This window comes from Gemmatimonas sp. (assembly GCF_044376735.1).
Taxonomy (GTDB): Bacteria; Gemmatimonadota; Gemmatimonadetes; order Gemmatimonadales; family Gemmatimonadaceae; genus Gemmatimonas.
In genome coordinates, this window is the sequence record NZ_JBILKJ010000263.1 from 1 (window position 1) to 2830 (window position 2830).

Genomic DNA, 2830 nt, shown 5'->3' on the forward strand with positions numbered 1-2830 from the left:
GGCCGCCGTGGACTGCTCTTCCACGGTCAGCCCTTCCATCACCTGGGTCAGCAGCGCCGCGTGCTCCGGGAAGATCCTGGACACCAGCTCGGTCCCAACGGGCGTGAGCGCGGCATAGCGCGCACGGCGGTCTTCCTGGCAGGTGCGCCGCTCGACCAGCCCCTTCGCGGTCAGGCGGTCCACCAGGAACGTGATCCCCCCGCTCGACACCAGGATGCGGCGCTGTACCTCGCCCAACAGCATCGGCCCCCGATGATAGAGCGCCTCGAGAATCCCGAACTCGGCCAGCGTGAGGCCATGGCGCGCCACGTCGGCCGACGCATGGGCCGCAATCGCCGCATGGGCGCGCGACATGATCACCCACAGCCGCAGGGCCGCCGCTCCCGCCTCGTCGAGACGCACCGCGTGCGCCTCGGGGCTGGGAGGCGTTTTCGACGCCACGGAGTCAGGACGGGCACTGGTTGCCATACGTCCAAGCCTCTCCATCCCGGGCGTACGGCGCAAGGGTGCCGGCTCACCTTCCGTCCGTCAGACGGGGGCACGAGTATTCGGCATGTCGAGATTCGATCTGCGTACCGCGGCCGTGGGCGACCGGGTACAACATGAGTTCCTCGTGCGTGACCGCGCCGAGAAGATGACCAAGGCGGGCATGCCCTTCGTGGTACTCACGCTGGCCAATGGCTCGGGGAGCATCGAAACGGCGCCCATCTGGTCCGAAAAGCTGGATTGGTGCCTCGGCGCCGACCGCGGCAAGGTCGTGCAAGTGATCGGGGACATCGGCACGTTCGGCGATAAGGGTGCCGGCAAACGGCAGCTTACGCTGTCGGCCCCACTGCGGGTGCTGCCAGCCGATCAGTTCGACCCCACCGACTTCCTCCCCCGCATCGACGTGGAAACGGAGCGCGTCTGGGATGCTTTCGACGATCTGCGCGCCAAGATCACGTCGCCGACGGTCAAGGCGGCGGTCGATCTGTTCTTCGCGGACGACGAATTCCGGGTGCGCTTCGAGCGCACGCCGGGCGCGGTGAACGGGCACCACTCGCAGCTTGGCGGACTGCTGCTGCACGTGTTCGAGGTCACCAAGATCGCCAAGACGATCGCCACTACGGTGCGCAAGGCGAACGCCGATCTCGCAGTGGCCGGCGCGATGCTGCACGACATCGGTAAAGTGGAAGCCTACTCCACGTCGCCTGAGGGCTTCGCGCATACGCCGACGGGCATGCTGCTGGGCCACGTGACACTGGGCGCCCTGATGTTCGACCGGAAGCTCCGCGACTCGGGATTGGCGCTGTCGGTCGCGCAGCGCGACGAACTGCTGCACTTCATTCTGTCGCACCACGGCGCGCTCGAATTCGGCAGCCCGGTGCAACCCATGACGGTGGAAGCCGAGATCGTGCACTGGGCCGACGAAGCGTCGGCCAAGGCCACGGATATGGTCGACGAGCTGGCCGATCCGGAGCTGTTCCCCCCCGGCTCCGACATCGAGGTGTCCGCCAAGCGGTCGTGGCGCCTGGGCCGGAAATTGTGGCGCCGACCGGCTCCATGGGACTGACATCAATCGTTGCACGTGGTCAGTCTGGACTCAGATTCCGAATCAAAAACCGTTGTTCTGCCGGTAGCTGGTTAATCCCGTAAGTGAAGTTTTTCCCACGACGGTGCCGGATTCCGCAAGGGCGTTTTACATTTTTTCCTGTCGGCCGCTGGATCTTGGTCGGCACTCTTTGCGCGAGGAGTCGGGATGCGTAAGCCACGTCCGAACACATACAACCCAGCGCAGGCGCTGCATTTGATTGCCGCCGACCGCACTGGACTTCCTCTCAGCTGTCCGTCGTGCGAGGGTCACATCGAACGTGATCCCGTCCTGCATCCACCGGCCCAGAATTCACACGTCACGCTGACGTGCGCGAGCTGCGGTCGTCTGGCCCGCTACGTCGCTGGCGTGAACTGATCGGCACGACGCCGTCATGAGAACGCCCCGCTCCGGAGACATCCGGGCGGGGCGTTTCGTTTGCGCGTCACGATGGCACGATCTCACCAGGTGATCGAACCCTGCTTGGTGGTATCGACGTCTTCGGCATCGCCCTTCTTGAAGAGAAACGCGTCCATGTTGCGCGTGAGGAACGTGCGCGCCTGAGGATCCATGACATTGAGGCCGTAGTGATTGATCAGCATGGTCTGCTGCTTCAACCACTGCCCCCAGCAATCCTTGCAGATCTCCCCCACGATTCTGGCACCGACAGCCCCGGGAAACGGCGGACGCTCGAAACCCTCTCGGGTCTGACCACATCGCGAGCAGGATACATCAGCCATGCGTTGACTCCGAAACGCGGACGTCAGCACGTTCGCGAGTGGACGTCACGAGAAGTGCGGGTCGGCGAAATGATGGTGGTGTGGGACGTCACCGACGGCACTGCCGCCAGTCAGAGAATACTAGCCCCGCACACGGAACGCGCCAGCCGTGGTGCGCGCACGGACGCCGGCGTTTCCTGCCGAACGGCCGAGCGTGGTCACGAACCACAACAGGCACCGCAACAGGCACCGCAACAGGCACCGCAACAGGCACCGCAACAGGCACCGCAACAGCCAGAACACGGAGACCACGGATTTTCACGGAAACAACACCGATAAGCAGAAAGCGCTTTTTGCTTATCGGTGTTGTTTCCGTGTGATCCGTGGTCTCCGTGTTCTGGCTGTTATCGCTTATCGGTGGCGGTTTCCGTGTGATCCGTGGTCTCCGTGTTCTGGCTGTTATCGCTTATCGGTGGCGGTTTCCGTGTGATCCGTGGTCTCCGTGTTCCGGCTGTCATCGCTTATCGGTGGCGGTTTCCGT

At 63.9% G+C, this 2830-nt stretch carries 3 protein-coding genes; 1 reads left to right on the forward strand and 2 read right to left on the reverse strand.

The annotated features are described in order from the left end of the window. Window positions 1–468, reverse strand: a 468-nt coding sequence (locus tag ACIRA7_RS16410) for a MarR family winged helix-turn-helix transcriptional regulator (RefSeq protein ID WP_396221905.1), incomplete at its 3' end; no start/stop codon positions are given. Window positions 469–553: 85 nt separating this feature from the next. Between ACIRA7_RS16410 and ACIRA7_RS16415 the strand changes: the two genes are divergently transcribed. After that, on the forward strand, window positions 554–1552 hold the full coding sequence (locus ACIRA7_RS16415; protein WP_396221906.1) for a 3'-5' exoribonuclease YhaM family protein: 999 nt from the start codon (window positions 554–556) through the stop codon (window positions 1550–1552). 479 nt (window positions 1553–2031) lie between these two features. Here ACIRA7_RS16415 and ACIRA7_RS16420 read toward each other — a convergent pair whose 3' ends face one another. Then, complete coding sequence (locus ACIRA7_RS16420) at window positions 2032–2310, reverse strand: oxidative damage protection protein (protein WP_396221907.1); 279 nt, start codon at window positions 2308–2310, stop codon at window positions 2032–2034. Window positions 2311–2830 lie beyond the last annotated feature (520 nt).